The following is an 18263-nucleotide window of genomic DNA, read 5'->3' on the forward strand; positions in this document are numbered from 1 at the left end:
ACCGACGGCATATGACCCACGGGTTCACAAAAAGGAAACACCATGCGTCCGTCCGGCAGAAATCTAGGGGAAATGCGTCCCATTTCAATCGAGACGGGCGTGACGCGCCATGCCGAAGGGTCGTGCCTGATCCGCTGCGGCGACACGCATGTGCTGTGCACCGCGTCCATCGAGGAACGCGTGCCGCCGTTCATGCGCAATACCGGCCAGGGCTGGGTGACGGCAGAATACGGCATGCTGCCCCGCGCCACCCATACCCGGATGCGGCGCGAGGCAAAGGAAGGTCAGTCGGGCCGCACGCAGGAAATCCAGCGCCTCGTCGGACGGTCCCTGCGCGCCGTTCTGGATCGTAACGCCTTGGGCGAGCGGCAGATTACCGTCGATTGCGATGTGATCCAAGCCGATGGCGGCACCCGCTGCGCCGCGATCACCGGCGGCTGGGTCGCGCTGCGGCTGGCCGTGAACAAGTTGATGAAGGCGGGGCAAATCGTCACCGATCCGCTGACCGACCATGTCGCGGCCGTGTCCTGCGGTGTCTATGCCGGGCAGATGCTGGTCGATCTCGACTATCCAGAAGACAGCGAGGCGGGCGTCGATGGCAACTTCGTGATGACCGGCGCGGGCCGCCTGGTCGAGGTTCAGATGTCGGCCGAAGGCGCGACCTTCACCCGCGACCAGATGAACGGCCTGCTCGACCTCGCCGCCGAAGGAACCGCGGCACTGGTCGCCGCCCAGGAGGCCGCCATCGCATGACCCGCCGCTTCACCGGCGACAGCCTGGTCGTCGCCACCCATAACCGCGGCAAGCTGGACGAAATCGCCGCCCTGCTGGCCCCCTATGGCATCGCGTTGACCTCGAACGCCGATCATGGCCTGCCCGAACCCGTCGAGGATGGCGCGACCTTCGCCGACAATGCCCGCATCAAGGCCCATGCCGCCGCCCGCGCCACCGGCCTGCCCGCGCTGTCGGACGATTCGGGCATCGCCATCGACGCGCTGGACGGCGCCCCCGGCATCCACACGGCCGACTGGGCCGAAACGCCGCAAGGCCGGGATTTCGTCCATGCCATGCGCCACACCCACGACCTGCTGGAAGCCGCTGGCGCGCCGCATCCGCGCACCGCGCAGTTCAACTGCACGCTCTGCCTCGCCTGGCCCGATGGCCATGACGAGGTTTTCGCCGGCATCATGCCCGGTCGCGTCGTCTGGCCGATGCGCGGCAAGCTTGGTCACGGCTATGACCCGATCTTTCAGCCCGACGGATATGACGTGACCTTCGCCCAGATGGACCGCTGGGAAAAGAACCGCATCAGTCACCGCGCCCGCGCCTTCGACAAGCTGATCGCAGCCTGCTTTGCCTGACTTTGGCGTCTATCTCCATTGGCCCTTCTGCCAGGCCAAATGCCCCTATTGCGACTTCAACAGCCATGTCGCGGCCACCATCGACCAGGGCGGGTGGAAGCGGGCTTACCTTGCTGAAATCGCGCGTGTTTCTGCCCTGACCCCTGACCGTATCGTCACATCCGTCTTCTTCGGCGGCGGCACTCCCAGCCTGATGGACCCGGATCTCGTCGCGGCGATCGTCGATGGCATCCGCCGCCATTGGCGCACCGCCAACGATGTCGAGATCACGCTGGAAGCCAACCCCACCTCGGTCGAGGCGGGCCGCTTCCGCGCGTATCGCGACGGCGGCGTGAACCGTGTCTCGATGGGGATCCAGGCGCTGAACGACGCCGATCTGAAACGTCTCGGCCGCCTGCACAGCGTCGCCGAGGCCCGCGCCGCCTTCGACATCGCACGCCGCACCTTCAACCGCGTCAGCTTCGATCTGATCTATGCCCGACAAGATCAGACATTGGCCGCATGGCGCACCGAACTGGCCGAGGCGCTGACGATGGCCGCCGATCACCTGTCGCTCTACCAGCTTACGGTCGAGGACGGCACCGCCTTCGGCGACCGCCTCGCCCAGGGCGGCCTGCGCGGTCTGCCCGACGAGGATCTGGGGGCGGACCTGTTCGCCCTGACCCAGGACATGACCGACGCCGCCGGCTTGCCCGCCTACGAGGTGTCGAACCACGCCCGCCCCGGTGCGGAATCCCGCCACAACCTGACCTATTGGCGCGGCGGCGACTATGCCGGCATCGGCCCTGGCGCGCATGGCAGGCTGACGTTGAACGGCACGCGCCATGCCACCGTCGCGCCGAAAGCGCCCGCCGCATGGCTCAGTGCCGTGGAAACGGGCGAACTACACGACGCCCCCCAGCCGCTTTCATCGAGCGAGGTCGAGGAAGAAAGGCTGATGATGGGCCTGCGTCTTAGCGACGGCATCGACCTTCCGTCGCCCGGTCCGATCCGCAACCGCGTCAGCGCCATGGTCAAATTGGGCATGATGGTCGCGGACGGAACGCGCATGGCCGTCACGCCCCAGGGCCGTCCGTTGCTGAACGCGATCCTGCGCGAATTGCTGGCCTAGCTTTCGCCGTTTCCGCCCGTCAGCAGCGCGCATAGCTCGTCAAGCTGCTCCAGCGTGGCATACGTCACCGTCATGCTGCCCGACCGATTGCCGACCGGATGGTCGATCGTCACGATCATTCCCGTCGCCGAACTCAGATGCTCCTCCAGCGCCAGCGTATCGGCGTCCTTGCCTGCCGACCGCCCCGCGCGGGGCGCTGCCGCCTTAACAGGCCCCAGGGGCCGCTTGACCAGCCGTTCCACCTCGCGCACCGACAGCCCCTTGCGGATGATGTCGCGCGCGATCTCGGACGCGTTGTCGCTTGTCACCAAGGCGCGCGCATGGCCCGCGGTCAGCCGGCCATCCGCCACAAATCCCTGAACGTCCTCGGGAAGGCTCAGCAATCTCAACAAGTTGGCGATATGGCTGCGGCTCTTGCCTAGGGCCTCGCCAAGCTGTTCCTGCGTATGGCCGAACCGGGTCATCAGCGCCTGATACCCTGCGGCCTCGTCAACCGCGTTCAGATCGGATCGCTGGATGTTCTCGATGATGGCGACTTCCAGCACCTCGGTATCGTTCAGGTCGCGCACGATGGCCGGCACGTCATGCAACTGCGCCATCTGCGCTGCCCGCCACCGCCGCTCGCCCGCGACGATCTGATAACGCGCGGGGTCGTCCGGGCTTTTGCGAAGGATCAACGGTTGGATGATGCCTTTGGACCGGATCGAATCCGCCAGATCCTCCAGCGCCGGTTCGCCGAAGGAGCGGCGCGGCTGATCGGGATTCGGGTCGATCCGATCGATCGGAATGCGCGACTCGGCCCGGCGACGTCCCGCCTCGCTTTCGGGGCCGATATCCGCCCCGACATCGGCCATCAGCGCCGACAGGCCCCTGCCCAGGCCCCTGCGCTCCTGTCTTTCCGCCACCATCAAACCTCCACCAGGGAATTGCGGCGGATCAGCTCGGCCGCCAGTTCACGATATGCCATGCTGCCTTTCGACAGCGGATCGTAGTCCAGGACGGATTGCGCGAATGACGGTGCCTCGCTGACCCTGACGTTCCGGGGAATCACCGTCTGGAACACAAGCTCGCCCAGGGTCTCGCGCGCGTCGGCCAGAACCTGCTGCGCCAGGCGATTGCGGCCGTCGAACATCGTCAGCACCACCCCCTCGATACCCAAGTCGGGATTGGCGGACTGGCGAACTTCACGGATCGTCAGCATCAGTTGCGACAACCCCTCCAGGGCGAAAAATTCGCTCTGTAACGGCACCAGCACCGACGTCGCCGCAACCATCGCGTTGATGGTCAGCAGGCTCAAGGACGGCGGGCAATCGATCAGGACATAATCAAGGAACGGACCCTGTTTCGCCGGTTTCAGCGCATCCCTAAGCCGATAGGTGCGCCGCGCATCGGACATCATCTGCAAATCCGCCGAACTCAGATCCGCCGTGGCAGGCACGATCCATAAATCGGGCGTCGCCGTCGTCTGCATGACTTCACTCAATGGGACGTCGTCCAGCAGTAAATCATAAGATGTTTTGACGCGCTCGGCCACTTCCCGGCCCAACCCGGTCGAGGCGTTCCCCTGCGGATCGAGGTCGATCACAAGAACCTTGGATCCTGCCGCGCAGAGGGCGGCACCCAGATTGATGGCGGTCGTCGTCTTACCAACGCCGCCCTTCTGGTTGACGATTGCGATCAGGCGGGTTTCAGGACCCGGATTCGGAAGCGACACGGCGCACACTCCGCAATTTCAGTATCCGACCTTGCGCATCGGTCTGGCTGGGGAAGGTTTCCATGTCGAATTGCCACATTCCACGGGCCTTGACCACTTCCATCTCCCAGTCCCGCCCTTTCGGCAGAAGATAAACCGTCTCCGGGGTCGCATGTCGCGCAGCAAGGCCCAGCAGCTCGCTCAACGGCGCCAATGCCCGTGCCGAGATGATCGCAGCGTTCTGCGGTTCAATCCGCTCGATACGATCCGCAATAACCGTGCAGTCAAGGCGAAGCTGACGCACCACTTCGCGAAGAAAGGCCGCCTTGCGGTTATCCGACTCGATCAAGGTCATCGGAACATCCGGCCTTGCGACCGACACCACGATCCCAGGGAATCCTGCGCCTGACCCAAGATCAAGCCACCTGTAACCTTTGTCAGCGAACTGCACCAACTGGAAAGAGTCCAGGATATGACGGTTCCAAATCTCGGAACTCGTGGAACGGGCTATCAGATTTATCCGCGCGTTCCATTTTTCCAACAGCGCAATGTAGTATCCGAATGCGTCATATGTTTCACGTGAAACATCACCGTCACGCACTTTGACGGAACCCCCGACGTCTGAGATGAAGCAAAATAGCGTTCAGCGCTGCGGGAGTCATGCCCTCAATTCGCCCGGCATGACCTAAGGTTGCTGGCGATACGCTTGCCAGCTTCTCCTTCAGTTCGGATGCTAACCCGGAAATCTGTCGATAGTCGAGATCGGCAGGCAACGCTATATTCTCCTCCCGCTGAAGCCGATCGACCTGAGCCGCTTCGCGCTCGATATAATGCTGATACTGCGCGTCCCGCTTCAGCTGGCTGGCAATACCTTCCGGACATTCTTCCGCAAACAAGGGCGCGAGTGTTCGGAAAGAGACCCCTTCTTGCGACAACACCTCATAGACGGACTTCAACTTGCCCGAGCCGACTGCAACATCCAGTAGGTTGGCCTCCTTAGCGGTAAGCCTGCGCTCTTTCAGCCGACTTCCCCAATCACGAAGAAGCCCTGCCTTCGTCTGATAGGCGTCCCAGCGGGCATCGGCTACGAGACCCCAACTACGACCCCACTCGGTCAAGCGCTGATCCGCATTGTCGGCACGCAAGGTCAACCGAAACTCTGCCCTTGAGGTGAACATGCGATAAGGCTCGGTTACACCACGTGTCACCAGATCGTCGATCATAACCCCGAGATAGGCTTGGGACCGGGACAAGATCCTTTTGTCTTTCTTCTGCGCTACGGCAGCCGCGTTCGTGCCGGCTAGGAGTCCTTGGGCAGCAGCCTCTTCGTAGCCGGTTGTGCCATTGACCTGGCCGGCAAGGAACAAACCGGGAAAGGCGCGGCATTCAAGGGTGTGGTTCAAACACCTTGGATCGATGTAATCATATTCAATGGCATAGCCCGGTTGAACGATTTCGGCATCTTCCAATCCTTTTATAGAGCGGACGTAGGCCTCCTGGACATCCGCGGGGAGGGATGTCGAAATCCCGTTTGGATAGACGACATTGCAATCGAGACCTTCAGGCTCCAAGAAGATCTGATGAGAAGTCTTATCCGCGAAACGGACGATCTTGTCCTCAATGGACGGACAATAGCGCGGTCCCTTTCCCCCCAACTGGCCAGAATACATCGCTGACTTGGAGAGGTTCGACCTGATGATGTCATGGGTGCTCTCGTTCGTATGCGTGATCGCACAATGAATCTGACGGTTAGCGACCGCGTCCGTCATAAACGACATATAGACGGGGTCGGTATCGCCGGGTTGGGACTCAAGGATGTTCCAGTTGATCGACCCGGCAGCAAGACGCGGTGGAGTTCCCGTCTTGAGGCGCCCCATGGGCAAATCCGCTTCATAAAGCCGTTGGGATAGGGCTATCGCGGCACTCTCGCCTTCTCTCCCTCCGGCTTTCCGCTGCTCTCCAATGTGAATGATACCGTTTAGGAAAGTGCCAGTCGTCAACACAACCGCAGACGCCCGGACTTCGGAACCGTCTGCCAAGACCACCCCGACGACTGTTTTATTCTCAAGAAGCAAGTCAGCGACTTCGCCCTCGATAACCTCAAGCTCGGGTAATCCTGCAAGCTCGGCTTGAACCGCTTGCCTGTAAAGAACCCGATCCATCTGCGCGCGCGGGCCCTGAACGGCCGGGCCTTTGCTGCGGTTGAGAAGGCGATAATGAATCGCTGCCGCATCGGCTGCTTGGCCCATGATACCGGCAAGCGCGTCGACCTCGCGGACGAGATGGCCCTTCCCAAGACCTCCTATTGCCGGATTGCAGGACATCGCGCCGATGGAATGTCTGTTCATCGTTATCATCGCCGTTTCCGCTCCCATACGGGCAGCGGCCGCCGCGGCTTCGGTTCCGGCGTGACCGCCGCCAACAACGATGACGTCACAATGTTTCACGTGAAACACTCACTTTCCGATGCAGAAACGAGAGAAGACAATATCGAGGACATCGTCAGGCTGCAATGGACCGATCAGTTCCGACAGAGCGTCCGATGCGTCGCGGATGTTCAAGGCGATCACTTCGGCCTGATGATCGGAGAGGTTGTTGCAGTGATCTAGGGTGGAAAGCGCGATGCGGTAGGCATTCCGATACCTTTCACGTGTGGTCAGGGACGCTTGGGATACCTTATAGGTCAAGCGGTCCGCGATTTTCTGAACCAGTGCGGGCAGCCCGTGCCCGGTTCGGGCCGAGATCGAGTTGTCCAGACGGCCAGCGTCATCCTTGGTCCTGACGACAATGTCATCAGGCAAACCGGGAAAAGGCAGGGCTTCCGAGAGGCTTTCGACCAAGAAAATTCGCAGGTCAGCGGCATCGGCACGTGTGCGTGCCACATCGACGCCCATGCGCTCGATTGGATCGGTAGCTTCACGCAGGCCGGCCGTATCCAGAAGGGTTACGGGAAGGCCGGCAATCTCCATCCGCACCTCGATCACATCGCGGGTCGTTCCCGCAAGGTCGGATGTAAGGGCAACCTGCCGACGCGCCAATGCGTTGATAAGACTGGACTTTCCGATATTCGGCTCTCCGACGATGGCCACTTCGAACCCGTCACGCAAGCGTTCGGCGGCGAACGAGCCGTCGAGTTCATCCTGAAGGCTTTGCCGAGTCCGGTCTATCAGCGCCGACACATCCGGCATCACGTCGACCGGCACGTCTTCGTCAACGAAGTCGATTGTCGCCTCGATCAGGGCGGCGGCTTCAAGCAGATCATTGCGCCATTGAGCAACGCGCGTCGATAGAACGCCGTCGAACGCCTGTTGCGCTTGTTGGCGTTGCAGGTCGGTTTCGGCGTCGATCAGATCGGCCAGCCCTTCGACCTGATCCAGCGTCATCCGATCGTTCATCAGGGCGCGGCGGGTGAATTCGCCCGGTTCGGCAGGGCGGAAGCCGTCAATTGCATCCAGCAACGTCAGGACGCGACCGATGATGGCGGGGCTGCCATGCAGGTGAAGCTCGACCACATCTTCGCCGGTAAAGCTGTGACCTGCTTCAAAGGCGAGAATCAGCGCGCGGTCGATCACCTCTCCATCCGACGAACGGACGGTCCGCAGCGCGTGGGTCTGCGGGGGCGGCAGGGGGCCGATAAAGGGCGTCAGGCCCGGCCGCGCAAGCGGCCCCGAGATGCGAACGATGGCGACCCCGGCTTTGCCCCGCGCGGTCGCCAGGGCAAAGATGGTGTCCATGGCCTAGCCCTCAGGTATTCATCGATTCGAAGAATTCCGCGTTCGACTTGGTCTGCTTGAGCTTGCCCAGCAGGAATTCGATCGCATCGGTCGTGCCCATCGGGTTGAGGATGCGCCGCAGGACGAACGTCTTTTGCAGATCCGTCCGATCGACCAGCAACTCTTCCTTGCGGGTGCCGGATTTGAGGATGTCCATGGCAGGATAGACGCGCTTGTCGGCAACCTTGCGGTCCAAGACGATCTCGGAATTGCCGGTGCCTTTGAACTCCTCGAAAATCACTTCGTCCATACGGCTGCCGGTGTCGATCAGCGCAGTGGCGATGATGGTCAGCGATCCGCCTTCCTCGATGTTGCGGGCGGCGCCGAAGAAGCGCTTGGGCCGTTGCAGGGCATTGGCATCGACGCCCCCGGTCAGAACCTTGCCCGAGGACGGGACGGTGGTGTTGAAGGCGCGGCCGAGCCGGGTGATCGAATCGAGCAGGATCACCACGTCGCGCTTGTGTTCGACCAGGCGCTTGGCCTTCTCGATCACCATTTCCGACACGGCAACATGGCGGGTCGCGGGTTCGTCGAAGGTCGAACTGACAACCTCGCCCTTCACGGACCGCTGCATGTCGGTCACTTCCTCGGGCCGCTCGTCGATGAGCAGCACGATCAGGTAGCATTCGGGATGGTTCTTTTCGATGCTGTTGGCGATGTTCTGCAACAGCACGGTCTTGCCGGTGCGGGGCGGTGCCACGATCAGCGATCGCTGGCCCTTGCCGATGGGTGCCACCAGGTCGATGATGCGGCCCGAGCGATCCTTGAGCGTCGGATCGCTGATTTCCATCGTCATCCGCTCGTCAGGATAAAGCGGCGTCAGGTTGTCGAAGGCGACCTTGTGGCGCGCGCGCTCGGGGTCTTCGAAATTGATCCGCTCCACCTCGGTCAGGGCGAAATAGCGTTCGGTGTCGTCGGGACCGCGGATCACGCCCTCGACCGTGTCGCCGGTGCGCAGGGAATAGCGGCGGATCATCTCGGGCGAGACATAGATGTCGTCAGGTCCGGGCAGATAGTTCGCTTCGGGGGACCGCAGAAAGCCGAATCCGTCCTGCAAGACCTCCAACACGCCGTCGCCGCCGATCACCCATTCATCGTCGGCGCGTTCCTTGAGGATCGAGAACATCATCTCGCCCTTGCGCATGGTCGATGCGTTCTCGATTTCCAGCTCTTCCGCGTAGGACAGCAGATCCTTGGGGGTCTGCGCCTTGAGATCGGCAAGGTTCAGGCGATCTTGGGTCATGGGCATCCTGCGCGGAACGGTGCCGCTGTCGGGGAACGAAGGGAGGGTGCATGCCGGACGGCCGCAGCGCCGACCTAGGCCCAGCGGCGTCCCATGTCAATCATGTGTGAATCAGTCGAAGGGGCGGGCGATGACCGACACGACGATGACGATCAGCAGCAGCGTCGGAACCTCGTTCATCAGGCGGTAGTGGCGGCCGGTATGGCGGAAGTGCCCCTGCCCGAGTTCGCGGCGCTGGCGGGCGCACCACATATGAAACGCGGTCATTCCCAGCACGCCGGCGGCTTTCGTCCAGGGCCAGACCCGATGCCAGTCGACGATGCCCGGAGTCGCCAGAAGCAGCAGGCCGAACACCCATGTGGCGATCATCGCGGGGTTCATGATGCCGCGCAGAAGCCGCCGTTCCATCGTGCCGAACAGTTCCTGCCGGTCGGGAAGATTCTGTGCGGTTTCCGTATGATAGACGAAAAGGCGCGGCAGATAGAACAGCCCGGCCATCCACGCCACGAAGGACAGGACATGCAGCGTCAGCGTCCAGGGATAAAGGGCGGCGAGCATGCGGATCTCCTGCGCGGCTGCTTCTTCCTTTCAAGAAAGAAAGAGAAAGAAAAGATGATGTGGATGTTGGTCGGTGGATAAGTCGGGGGTGGCGGGTTTTCCCCAATGGGCTGACGGATCATCCCCAGTAGGGGTCGGCTGTGGATAATTCGGTGGAGCGTTGCAGGGAGAGCATATTTTCAGATAGCGTTTACAACGATCTGCACGTCTTTCCACCTGTGGATGGGCCGTGTGGTATTCAATAGGGCAATCGCTGGCCTGTGGAGGACGTTCTGAAAAAACACGCGCAATTCTACACGGGGACGAATCGCGGGGATCGGGGGACGGTCGGGGTGGAACACCGGGCGCGACGGTCTGCGGTCGGTTATCCCCAGGATCGCCCCACGGTTTCTACGGGTGCTTATCCACCTGATTGTCCGCAATGATCCTGGCATCGGGATCGGCGATCCGGCGAGAGATGCTGCACCGGGCGGGCGTCGCCTGCGATGTCGTGGTGCCGCGCGTTGACGAGGCCGCGCTGCGCGCCGCGCTGGAGGCCGAGGGCGCCACGCCGCGCGACATCGCCGACGCGTTGGCCGAGGCGAAGGCGGCGAAGGTGGCGGCCCGCCATCCGGACCGGCTGGTGCTGGGCTGCGATCAGGTGCTGGATCATCGCGGCCGGGTGCTGGGCAAACCCGAAAGCCCCGAGGGCGCAGCGCGGCAGCTTCGCGCGCTTTCGGGCGACCGGCATGCTTTGTTTTCGGCCGTGGTGGCGTTTCAGGACGGGCGGCCGGTCTGGCGGCATGTGGGCCAGGTGCGGCTGACGATGCGGGGGCTGAGCGCAGGATATATCGACGATTACATCGCGCGGAACTGGGACAGCATCCGCGACTCGGTCGGAGCCTACAAGCTGGAGGAGGAAGGCGCGCGGTTTTTCACCGCCATCGAGGGGGATTATTTCACCGTTCTCGGCCTGCCGCTGATCCCGCTCTTGTCGTGGCTGATCGACCGGGGCACGTTGCCGGCATGACGCATCCCCGTATTCCGTTGGCCGGGGTGATCGGATCGCCGGTCGCCCATTCGCGGTCGCCCCGCCTGCATGGCCACTGGCTGCGCGTGCTGGGGATCGCCGGACATTATGTCCCGCTGGACGTGGCGCGGACGGATCTGCGCGATACGCTGCGCGCGATGCCGCGGATGGGGTTCGTCGGCGGCAACGTGACCGTGCCGCACAAGGAACAGGTGCTGGAGATCGCCGACAGCGTGACCGACCGCGCGGCCCTGGTCGGTGCGGCGAATACGCTGACCTTCCGCGAGGACGGGCGCATCCTGGCGGACAATACCGACGGCTACGGCTTCATGGAGAACCTGCGGCAGGGGGCACCCGACTGGCAGCCGCGCGCCGGACCGGCGGCCGTCTTCGGGGCGGGCGGTGCCGCACGGGCGGTGCTGACATCGCTGATCGACGCGGGCGTCACCGAGATCCGGCTGACCAACCGCACCCGCGCCCGAAGCGAGGCGCTGCGCAAGGAGTTCGGCGCCAAGATCGTCGTCTATGACTGGACGCAGGCGGGCAATATCGTCGAGGACGCGGCGACGGTCGTGAATGCCAGCGTTCTGGGGATGGTCGGCAAGCCCGAGTTTCGCGTGCCGCTGGACGGGCTGTCGCGCAGCAGCGTGGTGACGGATCTGGTTTATACGCCGGTCGAAACGGCGTTTCTGGCGCAGGCGCGGGCCATGGGATGCACGGTGGTCGATGGCGTCGGGATGCTGATCTGGCAGGCCGTACCGGGGTTCGAGCGGTGGTTCGGCGCCCGTCCGCCCGTCGACGAATCCACGCGCGCGGCGGTTCTGGGACCATGACGCGCCCGTTCCGCATCGGGTTGACCGGATCCATCGGCATGGGAAAGTCCACGACGGCGGCGATGTTCGCGCAGCACGGCATCCCGGTCTGGGACGCCGATGCGGCGGTGCATCGCCTTTATGCGAAAGGCGGGGCCGGTGTCGCGGCGATCGCGGCGATCCGTCCCGAGGCCATTGTCGAACATGCCGTAAGCCGCGAGCGGCTGAAGGCCTGGATCGCCGCCGACCCCGATGCCCTGCCCCGGATCGAAGCAGCGATCCATCCGCTTGTGGCCGAGGATCGCGCCGCGTTCGTGACGGCTTCAGGCGCGCCGATGGTGCTGCTGGACATCCCGCTTCTGTTCGAGACGGGGGGCGACAAGGACGTCGATTTCGTCGTGACGGTCAGCGCGCCCGAGCCGCTTCAACGCGCGCGGGTGCTGGCGCGTCCGGGGATGACCGTCGCGCAATTCGAGGCGCTGAAGGCGCAGCAACTGCCCGATGCCGAAAAGCGCCGCCGCGCCGCCGCGGTTGTCACGACCGAGACGATGGAGGATACCGCGCGGCAGGTGGCCGAGCTTGTGGCCCGTTTGCGGGACCGTGCCCATGCGTGAGATCGTGCTGGATACCGAAACGACCGGGTTCGAGCCCGCGACCGGCGACCGGATCGTCGAGATCGGCGCGGTCGAGCTGTTGAACCACATGCCCACGGGCCGGACCTATCATCAATATATCAATCCCCAGCGCGCCATGCCGCAGGATGCGTTCGAGGTGCACGGGCTGGGCGACGACTTTTTGCGCGATAAACCCGTTTTCGCCGCCGTCGCGCAGGCTTTCGTGGATTTTGCGGGCGATGCCAGGCTGATCATCCATAATGCCGCGTTCGATATGAAGTTTCTCAATGCCGAACTGGGCTGGGCGGGACTGCCGTTGCTGGCGATGGACCGCGCCGTCGATACGGTGGCGATGGCGCGGCGGCGGTTTCCGGGCGCGCCCGCGTCGCTGGACGCGCTGTGCCGCCGCTTCGGCATCGACAACAGCGCGCGGACGCTGCACGGCGCGCTGCTGGACGCGCAAATCCTGGCGGATGTGTATCTGGAACTGATCGGCGGCAGGCAGCCGGATTTCGGGCTGTCGAGCGACGGCGCGCAGCAGACCGATACGGCTGTCGCCTGGCGGCCGTCCCCCGTCCCCGTCCGCTGCCGCCGCGCCTGACCGACGCCGAGGCCGAGGCGCATGCCGCGTTCGTGGCCCGGATCGGCGGCGCGCTGTGGGGAACGCCGCCGGCCTGCTAGGTCAGTTGGCGATCGGGGCCTGCGCCTGCGCCTGCTGCGCGGCCTGCCGCTGGGCCAGCCCCTGACGATAGAGTGCCACGAAGTCGATGGTATCGAGGTTCAGCGGCGGGAAGCCGCCGTCGTGGGTGATGTCGCTGACGATCCGGCGCACGAACGGAAACAGCATGCGCGGACATTCGATCAGCAGGAACGGGTGCATCTGTTCCTGCGGGACGTTCTGGATCGAGAACAGGCCGCCATATTCAAGCTCCAGCAGGAACAGCGTATCGTCGGTGCCCTTGTTCTTCGACGTGACCTTGAACTTGCTGACCACCTCGAACCGGTCCTCGGCCTCGGGGCGCTTCTTGGCGTCCAGGCTGACTTGAACCGAAATATCGGGCGTCACATCGCCGGTGATGCCGCCGCGCGAGACGATGTTCTCGAACGACATGTCGCGGATGAACTGGCCCAGGATGCGCAGTTGCGGCTGTGGCGGAACGGCGCCGTTGGTCTGCGTTTCGGTGGTGTCGGTTTCGGTATCGGCCATGGGAACCTCGGGCTGGGATGCGCGTGGGCGCGGTCGCGGATGGGGTTATCAGGTTCGCGGCGCGGTCTCAACGCCGCAGGGCGTCAGTGGCGCGTCCAGCCGGACGGGCCGCGGTCGGCGCGCGGCGCGGGTTCCTCGGTAAAGTCCCCTTCGATGATGTCGCCGCGTCCGGCAGGGCCGCGCGGTCCGGCACCGGGGGGTGTGGAGGGGCCATAGGCGAAGTGCTGGATCTTCACCCGGCGGCGCAATTCGCGCAAGGCGGCGCGGCGCACGGGCGGGACCAGCAACAGCAGACCGCAGGCATCGGTGAAGAACCCCGGCGTCAGCAGCAGCGCGCCGGCCAGCAGGATCATCGCGCCATGCGCCAGCGGTTCTGTCGGATCGCGCAGATCGTGCATGGACCGGCGCAGATCCGCCATCGCCATCGCACCCTGACTGCGCATCATCGACGTGCCGGCGATGGCGGTCATCACCACGATGGCCAGCGTCGGCCACAGGCCGATCAGGCCGCCGACCTGAATGAACAGCGCGATCTCGATCAGCGGGATCAGCACGAAAGGGACGAATAGCCACATCTTGTTCTCCTCACATCCGGGGGCGGAGGTGGACTTGGCCCGGTCACGACCCTACATAAGGGCAAAGGACGCCGCCTTCCAACTCCCCCGAGGTAACGATGGATTCCGCCGTGATACAGCTTCTGGTTCTCGCCGGCATCGCGATCTTCCTGATCCTGCGCCTGCGCAGCGTTCTGGGCACCCGCGACGGGTTCGAGAAGCCGCCGGTCGCCGGGCCGGGACCGGCGTCCAAGGTGTCGCGCCGTCCCGATTTCGAGGTGATCGAGGGCGGGCCCGACCGCGACATCACCGATCACGTTCCCGAGAAGTCGGACAGCGCCAAGGCGCTGATGGCGATGAAGACGGTCGAGCCGTCGTTCAACGTGCGCGAATTCCTGGACGGCGCGCGCAGCGCCTACGAGATGATCCTGACCGCGTTCGAGAAGGGCGATATTTCCGACGTGCGGGGCTTTCTCGACCCCGACGTGGCCGAGGCGTTCGATGCCGTCATCGCCGACCGGACCGAGCGCGGTCTGACGATCGAGGGCGAGGTCATGGGCGTGCGCGATACCACCCTGGTCGAGGCAAGCTATGACCGGGCGACGGATGTGGGACAGATGGTCGTGCGCTTCGTGGGCGAGCTGACATCGGTGGTGCGCGACAGCGACGGCCAGATCGTCGAGGGCAATCCGGGCGAGATCAAGCGCCAGCGCGATGTCTGGACCTTCGCGCGCAAGATGGGCACGGGCGATCCGAACTGGCAGCTCGTCGCCACGGGCGAATGACCGGCGCGGATCGTCCCCACGCCCCCTGTTGAACGATGGCGCGGCGCGGCCGAACCCGCACCCTGCGGCCGGACGAACAGGCGCTTTGGGCGCAGGTTCAGCGCAGCGCCCATCCGCTGCACCCTGCCCCGCGCCCCGCGCCCGAGGACCCGCCGCCTGCGCCCGTCAAAGCCGCGCCGCCGCCGCCCCGCGTCAGCGTGCCGTCCGATTTCCGCATCGGCGCCGCCGCGCGCGAGGGGGTCGCCACGGCCCTGCCCGCCGCCCCTGCGCTGCGGATGGATGCGCGAACCTTCGGCAAGTTGAAACGCGGCAAGGTCGAGGTCGAGGCGCGGCTGGATCTGCACGGTCTGACGCTGGCTGAAGCGCATCCGCGGCTGATCGGTTTCGTCCATTCGTCCCATGCGGCGGGGCGGCGGCTGGTGCTGGTCATCACCGGCAAGGGGCGCGACCGGGACGGCGACGGGCCGATCCCCGCAAGGCGCGGTTTGCTGCGACATCAGGTGCCGGTCTGGCTTTCGGGTGGCACGCTGGCGCCGCTTGTCTTGCAGGTCGTTCCGGCGCATCGGCGTCACGGCGGCGGCGGGGCCTATTACGTCTATCTTCGCCGCTGATCAGCCGCCGAAAAGGTCTAGGAACATCCGCGCCGAGGTCAGCATCAGGAACGCCCCGAAGGACAGCCGCAGCGTCCGGCGCGGGATGGAATGGGCCAGCCGCACCCCGACCTGCGAGAACCCGGTGCTGAGCGGCACGATGACCGCCGCCGCCAGCAGGTTGACATAGCCGAGCGAGAATGGCGGCAGGCCCGCCGCGCCCAGCCCCGACAGCGCGTAGATGATCGTGCCCGGAACGCCGATCAGGAACCCGATGGCCGCCGACGTGCCGACCGCGCGGCGGATGTCGTAGCCCAGGAAGTTCAGCAGCGGCACACCGATCGTGCCGCCGCCGATCCCCATCAGCGCGCTGATAGTCCCGGTGAGAACGCCGAAGACCGCCCAGACGGGACGCGAGAACCCCTTGGGCTGTGGGTCGGACCGGCCCTTGCGCAGGATCATGTCCAGCGAAACGGCCAGCGCGACGGTGGCGAAGACCGCGATCATCACCTCGCCCGAGACATAGCCCCCCAGAAGACTGCCGATGACCACGCCGGCAAGAATGGACGGCGCCCAGAGCCGCAGCAGCGCGGTGTCGATGGCCCCCCGCCGATGATGCCCCATCCCCGAGGCGAGCGAGGTAAATACGATGGTCGCCAGCGACGTGCCGACCGCGACCTTCATCGTCAGCGTCGGGTCCATGCCGGTCAGCGTCAGCGCGAAATAAAGCGCCGGGACGATGACGATGCCGCCGCCGACGCCCAGAAGCCCCGCCAGGATCCCCCCCGCGATCCCGGCCCCGGCCGCGACCGCGCCCAGTTCGATCAGCGCGCCGGTGGTAATGCCGTCCATAACGCTCGTTCCCCTTGGGTCGGTCTGTCCCCTCTATGGTTGCGTCGCGGGCCAGCGTCCAGCCATCGCAGATCCGGGGTTCGCAGCGGCCGGACGGTCCGCTAGCATCGCGTCAGGCCATTCACGAAAGGCAGTCCCATGTCCCTGACCCGCCGCCATTTCCTTGCCTCGGGTGCCGCGATCGCCGGAGCGACCGCGCTGCACCCTTTCAGCGCCAATGCCCAGGCGGGGCAGGCGCATTTGCGCCTGATGGAAACGACCGACCTGCATGTGCATGTCTTCCCCTACGATTACTATGCCGACAGGCCGGTGGACGATTTCGGGCTTGCCCGGACGGCGGCGCGCATCGCCGAGGTCAGGGCCGAGGCCACCAATTCGCTGCTGCTGGACAACGGCGACCTGATCCAGGGCAACCCCATGGGCGATTACATGGCCTATGAAAAGGGGCTGGAAGGCGGCAATGCCCATCCGATCATCGCCGCGATGAACATGCTGGAATACGACGCGGCGACCTTGGGCAACCACGAATTCAACTATGGCCTCGATTATCTGATGGACGCGCTGGACGACGCGGCGTTTCCGGTCGTCTCGGCCAATGTCGCGCATGTGCCGCTGGGCGCCTCGCCGGTCGAGGACGATACGCTGGTGCCGCCCTACACGGTGCTCGACCGGCAGATCATCGATGGCGCGGGGCAGATGCATCCGATCCGCGTCGGCATCATCGGCTTCGTGCCGCCGCAGATCATGACCTGGGACAAGCGGCATCTGGAAGGCAGGGTGCAGACCCGCGACATCGTCGAGGCCGCGCGCGCCTGGGTGCCGCGATTGCGCGCGGAAGGCGTCGATCTGGTCGTCGCGCTGTCCCATTCCGGGATCGAGGCGCCCTATGAACAGGGGATGGAGAACGCGTCGCTCTACGTTGCCGAGGTGGACGGGATCGACGTGGTGATGACCGGCCACGAGCACCGCCTGTTCCCCGGAGAAAGCTATGAGGGGATCGAGGGCGTGGATGCCGCGCGCGGCACGCTGATGGGCAAGCCCGCGGTCATGGCGAATTTCTGGGGCTCGCATATGGGCCTGATCGACCTGGCGCTGGAACGCGACGGCGAAAGCTGGCGCGTCACCGGCTTCGAGGTGGAGAACCGCCCCATTATGGAACGGGTGGACGGCGACAAGGTGCCGCTGGTCGAGAGTGTGCCGGCGGTTCTGGACGCCGCCCGGCCCGAGCACGAGGAGACGCTGGAATACGTTCGCCGGTCCGTGGGCACGACGTCGGCGCCGCTTTTCAGCTATTTCGCATTGGTGGCGGACGATCCGTCGGTGCAGATCGTCAGCCAGGCGCAGATCTGGTATATCGACCAGATGATGCAGGACACGGTGAATGCGGGCGTTCCGATCCTGTCGGCGGCGGCGCCGTTCAAATCCGGCGGGCGCGGGGGGCCGGATTACTACACCGACGTGCCGGCGGGCGACGTGGCCATCAGGAACGTCGCGGATCTCTACCTCTATCCCAACACGGTGCAGGCGGTGAAGCTGACGGGTGCGGATGTGCGCGAATGGCTGGAACGGTCGGCGGGCATGTTCAACCGGATCGAACCGGGCGCGACCGACGCGCCGCTTCTGAACCCGGATTTCCCCAGCTACAATTTCGACGTGATGGACGGTGTGAGTTATGTCATCGACCTGAGCCAGCCGTCGCGTTACGACAGCGAGGGCAACCTGGTGGACGAAACCGCGCATCGCATCGTCGATCTCACCTATCAGGGCCAGCCCATCGACCCGGATCAGCCGTTCATCGTGGCGACGAACAATTATCGCGCGGGCGGCGGCGGCAGCTTTCCGGGCATCCGCGACGGTTCGGTGATCTTCGTCGGGCCGGACACCAATCGCGACGTCATCGTGCGTTATATCGTCGAGCAGGGCACGATCAACCCGTCCGCCGATGCCAACTGGTCCTTCGCGTCCATGCCGGGCACCTCTGTCACGTTCGAGACGGGACCGAAGGCCAGGGATTACGTCGATCTGGTGCAGGGCGCGGCGCCCGAATACGTGGAAACCACGCCCGAGGGCTTCGCGCTGTTCCGGCTGACCCTCTGACGCC

General features: G+C 64.6%; 19 protein-coding genes and 1 pseudogene. 10 read left to right on the forward strand and 10 right to left on the reverse strand.

Annotated elements, in window-relative coordinates; all coding sequences use genetic code 11:
• Window positions 1-42: 42 nt before the first annotated feature.
• Genes rph through hemW form a run of 3 tightly spaced genes read left to right on the forward strand, consistent with a single transcriptional unit; the run spans window position 43 to window position 2472 of the window.
• On the forward strand, window positions 43-753 hold the full coding sequence (gene rph, locus OCGS_RS07580; RefSeq protein ID WP_007426654.1) for a ribonuclease PH: 711 nt from the start codon (window positions 43-45) through the stop codon (window positions 751-753).
• Window positions 750-1361: an RdgB/HAM1 family non-canonical purine NTP pyrophosphatase gene (rdgB, locus tag OCGS_RS07585; protein ID WP_007426655.1), complete on the forward strand. Its 612-nt coding sequence runs from the start codon at window positions 750-752 to the stop codon at window positions 1359-1361. Before rph ends, rdgB begins: the two co-directional genes overlap by 4 nt.
• A complete protein-coding gene (gene hemW / locus OCGS_RS07590) occupies window positions 1354-2472 on the forward strand; it encodes a radical SAM family heme chaperone HemW (RefSeq protein WP_007426656.1) in 1119 nt (372 codons plus the stop codon). The genes rdgB and hemW overlap by 8 nt, the downstream gene beginning before the upstream one ends.
• On the opposite strand, the gene OCGS_RS07595 is transcribed toward hemW, so the two are convergent.
• The 7 genes from OCGS_RS07595 to OCGS_RS07625 all read right to left on the reverse strand — a co-directional run bounded on the left by OCGS_RS07595 (window position 2469) and on the right by OCGS_RS07625 (window position 9739).
• Entirely contained in the window at window positions 2469-3380 is a 912-nt protein-coding gene (locus tag OCGS_RS07595) for a ParB/RepB/Spo0J family partition protein (RefSeq protein ID WP_007426657.1), read from the reverse strand. The genes hemW and OCGS_RS07595 overlap by 4 nt on opposite strands.
• Window positions 3380-4186: a ParA family protein gene (locus OCGS_RS07600; RefSeq protein ID WP_007426658.1), complete on the reverse strand. Its 807-nt coding sequence runs from the start codon at window positions 4184-4186 to the stop codon at window positions 3380-3382. The genes OCGS_RS07595 and OCGS_RS07600 overlap by 1 nt, the downstream gene beginning before the upstream one ends.
• Window positions 4161-4766 (reverse strand): 16S rRNA (guanine(527)-N(7))-methyltransferase RsmG, encoded by a 606-nt coding sequence (rsmG, locus tag OCGS_RS07605; protein ID WP_040610670.1) that lies wholly within the window; start codon window positions 4764-4766, stop codon window positions 4161-4163. The genes OCGS_RS07600 and rsmG overlap by 26 nt, the downstream gene beginning before the upstream one ends.
• Window positions 4759-6612: a tRNA uridine-5-carboxymethylaminomethyl(34) synthesis enzyme MnmG gene (gene mnmG, locus OCGS_RS07610; RefSeq protein WP_007426660.1), complete on the reverse strand. Its 1854-nt coding sequence runs from the start codon at window positions 6610-6612 to the stop codon at window positions 4759-4761. Before mnmG ends, rsmG begins: the two co-directional genes overlap by 8 nt.
• Before the next feature lie 9 nt (window positions 6613-6621).
• Window positions 6622-7899 (reverse strand): tRNA uridine-5-carboxymethylaminomethyl(34) synthesis GTPase MnmE, encoded by a 1278-nt coding sequence (gene mnmE / locus OCGS_RS07615; protein ID WP_007426661.1) that lies wholly within the window; start codon window positions 7897-7899, stop codon window positions 6622-6624.
• Between the two features lie 10 nt (window positions 7900-7909).
• Window positions 7910-9181 (reverse strand): transcription termination factor Rho, encoded by a 1272-nt coding sequence (gene rho / locus OCGS_RS07620; protein ID WP_007426662.1) that lies wholly within the window; start codon window positions 9179-9181, stop codon window positions 7910-7912.
• Between the two features lie 111 nt (window positions 9182-9292).
• Complete coding sequence (locus OCGS_RS07625; RefSeq protein ID WP_007426663.1) at window positions 9293-9739, reverse strand: CopD family protein; 447 nt, start codon at window positions 9737-9739, stop codon at window positions 9293-9295.
• Between the two features lie 421 nt (window positions 9740-10160).
• On the opposite strand from OCGS_RS07625, the gene OCGS_RS07630 reads away from it, so the two are divergent.
• From OCGS_RS07630 to dnaQ, 4 genes and pseudogenes are all read left to right on the forward strand, one after another.
• Window positions 10161-10748 (forward strand): Maf family protein, encoded by a 588-nt coding sequence (locus tag OCGS_RS07630; RefSeq protein ID WP_007426664.1) that lies wholly within the window; start codon window positions 10161-10163, stop codon window positions 10746-10748.
• Window positions 10745-11581, forward strand: a complete 837-nt coding sequence (locus tag OCGS_RS07635; RefSeq protein WP_007426665.1) for a shikimate dehydrogenase — start codon at window positions 10745-10747, stop codon at window positions 11579-11581. The genes OCGS_RS07630 and OCGS_RS07635 overlap by 4 nt, the downstream gene beginning before the upstream one ends.
• Window positions 11578-12174: a dephospho-CoA kinase gene (gene coaE, locus OCGS_RS07640; protein ID WP_007426666.1), complete on the forward strand. Its 597-nt coding sequence runs from the start codon at window positions 11578-11580 to the stop codon at window positions 12172-12174. The genes OCGS_RS07635 and coaE overlap by 4 nt, the downstream gene beginning before the upstream one ends.
• Window positions 12167-12855: pseudogene (dnaQ, locus tag OCGS_RS07645) on the forward strand (DNA polymerase III subunit epsilon). Before coaE ends, dnaQ begins: the two are co-directional and overlap by 8 nt.
• A 1-nt stretch (window position 12856) precedes the next feature.
• Here the strand turns inward: dnaQ and secB are convergent.
• On the reverse strand, window positions 12857-13381 hold the full coding sequence (gene secB / locus OCGS_RS07650; RefSeq protein WP_007426668.1) for a protein-export chaperone SecB: 525 nt from the start codon (window positions 13379-13381) through the stop codon (window positions 12857-12859).
• A gap of 83 nt (window positions 13382-13464) precedes the next feature.
• Window positions 13465-13956 (reverse strand): FxsA family protein, encoded by a 492-nt coding sequence (locus OCGS_RS07655; RefSeq protein ID WP_007426669.1) that lies wholly within the window; start codon window positions 13954-13956, stop codon window positions 13465-13467.
• Between the two features lie 98 nt (window positions 13957-14054).
• Between OCGS_RS07655 and OCGS_RS07660 the strand changes: the two genes are divergently transcribed.
• Both OCGS_RS07660 and OCGS_RS07665 read left to right on the forward strand, forming a co-directional pair.
• Window positions 14055-14720: a Tim44/TimA family putative adaptor protein gene (locus tag OCGS_RS07660; RefSeq protein ID WP_007426670.1), complete on the forward strand. Its 666-nt coding sequence runs from the start codon at window positions 14055-14057 to the stop codon at window positions 14718-14720.
• Window positions 14721-14755: 35 nt separating this feature from the next.
• Window positions 14756-15331 (forward strand): Smr/MutS family protein, encoded by a 576-nt coding sequence (locus tag OCGS_RS07665; RefSeq protein WP_007426671.1) that lies wholly within the window; start codon window positions 14756-14758, stop codon window positions 15329-15331.
• Here the strand turns inward: OCGS_RS07665 and OCGS_RS07670 are convergent, their stop codons facing one another.
• On the reverse strand, window positions 15332-16162 hold the full coding sequence (locus OCGS_RS07670; protein ID WP_007426672.1) for a sulfite exporter TauE/SafE family protein: 831 nt from the start codon (window positions 16160-16162) through the stop codon (window positions 15332-15334).
• A 138-nt stretch (window positions 16163-16300) separates the two neighbouring features.
• Here OCGS_RS07670 and OCGS_RS07675 point away from each other — a divergent pair, with 138 nt between their 5' ends.
• Entirely contained in the window at window positions 16301-18259 is a 1959-nt protein-coding gene (locus OCGS_RS07675) for a bifunctional 2',3'-cyclic-nucleotide 2'-phosphodiesterase/3'-nucleotidase (protein WP_007426674.1), read from the forward strand.
• Window positions 18260-18263: the final 4 nt, after the last annotated feature.

This window comes from Oceaniovalibus guishaninsula JLT2003, from assembly GCF_000299575.1.
Classification (GTDB): Bacteria; Pseudomonadota; Alphaproteobacteria; order Rhodobacterales; family Rhodobacteraceae; genus Palleronia; species Palleronia guishaninsula.

Bases quoted from the DNA above. Each gene is read 5' to 3' on its own strand.
- OCGS_RS07675 (WP_007426674.1), top strand. From the start codon at position 16,301: ATGTCCCTGACCCGCCGCCATTTCCTTGCCTCGGGTGCCGCGATCGCC.
- rph (WP_007426654.1), top strand. From the start codon at position 43: ATGCGTCCGTCCGGCAGAAATCTAGGGGAAATGCGTCCCATTTCAATC.
- OCGS_RS07625 (WP_007426663.1), bottom strand. From the start codon at position 9,739: ATGCTCGCCGCCCTTTATCCCTGGACGCTGACGCTGCATGTCCTGTCC.
- OCGS_RS07660 (WP_007426670.1), top strand. From the start codon at position 14,055: ATGGATTCCGCCGTGATACAGCTTCTGGTTCTCGCCGGCATCGCGATC.
- OCGS_RS07670 (WP_007426672.1), bottom strand. From the start codon at position 16,162: ATGGACGGCATTACCACCGGCGCGCTGATCGAACTGGGCGCGGTCGCG.
- mnmE (WP_007426661.1), bottom strand. From the start codon at position 7,899: ATGGACACCATCTTTGCCCTGGCGACCGCGCGGGGCAAAGCCGGGGTC.
- OCGS_RS07630 (WP_007426664.1), top strand. From the start codon at position 10,161: ATGATCCTGGCATCGGGATCGGCGATCCGGCGAGAGATGCTGCACCGG.
- rdgB (WP_007426655.1), top strand. From the start codon at position 750: ATGACCCGCCGCTTCACCGGCGACAGCCTGGTCGTCGCCACCCATAAC.
- OCGS_RS07595 (WP_007426657.1), bottom strand. From the start codon at position 3,380: ATGGTGGCGGAAAGACAGGAGCGCAGGGGCCTGGGCAGGGGCCTGTCG.
- OCGS_RS07635 (WP_007426665.1), top strand. From the start codon at position 10,745: ATGACGCATCCCCGTATTCCGTTGGCCGGGGTGATCGGATCGCCGGTC.
- OCGS_RS07655 (WP_007426669.1), bottom strand. From the start codon at position 13,956: ATGTGGCTATTCGTCCCTTTCGTGCTGATCCCGCTGATCGAGATCGCG.
- coaE (WP_007426666.1), top strand. From the start codon at position 11,578: ATGACGCGCCCGTTCCGCATCGGGTTGACCGGATCCATCGGCATGGGA.
- secB (WP_007426668.1), bottom strand. From the start codon at position 13,381: ATGGCCGATACCGAAACCGACACCACCGAAACGCAGACCAACGGCGCC.
- rho (WP_007426662.1), bottom strand. From the start codon at position 9,181: ATGACCCAAGATCGCCTGAACCTTGCCGATCTCAAGGCGCAGACCCCC.
- OCGS_RS07665 (WP_007426671.1), top strand. From the start codon at position 14,756: ATGGCGCGGCGCGGCCGAACCCGCACCCTGCGGCCGGACGAACAGGCG.